We start from the raw sequence: 667 nt of genomic DNA, 5'->3' as shown, positions 1-667 counted from the left end.
ATTTGATGGCAATTTTAACCCAATGATGGCAATGATGATAAAAGGCCCAATAAGTAAATTTATTGAAACCCTTGCCACAAGCATTCCAAAAGCTATTTAATACAACAATTGAATTTCTTTTAAATCAAAGGTTTTTACAATATTATTTTCCAACAACACCTTTAGGTTTCCTGTATTTGTAACACCTTTAATAAAACCAGAAAACATACAACCTTCAGCATCTAAAAATGTTGAAGGTTTATTTTTTCTAAATAAATAATTAACATATTCATTTTTTATAATTGCAGTGTTGCCCGCTTTTAAAAATTCAAAATAAAACTTCAAATTATTAATTATTGTAATAGCAACCTCATCAATGCTAAAAACACGTCCGGTTATAATTTTTAATGATGATGCTTTGGGTAAATTTTCAAATTCAGTTTGGTTTACATTTAAGCCCATACCTATAATTGAAGCCGTCATTTTATTATTTTTTATGACATTTTCAATTAAAACACCACATATTTTTTTGTTTTCTGACAAAATGTCGTTAGGCCATTTTACACTAATTTTAGGTATTCCAAAAAAGTTTAGCGTTTTAATTAAAGCCAAAGCAGCTACCATACTTATGTAAAAAGGATGCTCTAAATAAAAACCACTAATGTCTTTAAACACACTAAACGTAAGG

The 667-nt window shown here is 27.6% G+C and carries 1 protein-coding gene and 1 pseudogene; one reads left to right on the top strand and one right to left on the bottom strand.

All coding sequences use genetic code 11. The features are described 5' to 3' along the window. Nucleotides 1-100: pseudogene (locus tag FUA24_RS25935) on the top strand (SRPBCC family protein); the annotation flags it as partial. On the opposite strand, the gene FUA24_RS23615 reads toward FUA24_RS25935, so the two are convergent. Further along, nucleotides 97-667, bottom strand: a 571-nt coding sequence (locus tag FUA24_RS23615; RefSeq protein ID WP_148545788.1) for a biotin--[acetyl-CoA-carboxylase] ligase, incomplete at its 5' end; no start/stop codon positions are given. The pseudogene FUA24_RS25935 and the gene FUA24_RS23615 overlap by 4 nt on opposite strands.

The sequence above is a fragment of the Seonamhaeicola marinus genome (assembly GCF_008085455.1).
Note: the sequence above shows the minus strand (reverse complement) of the source record. Positions and strands in the feature narration are given on the sequence as shown.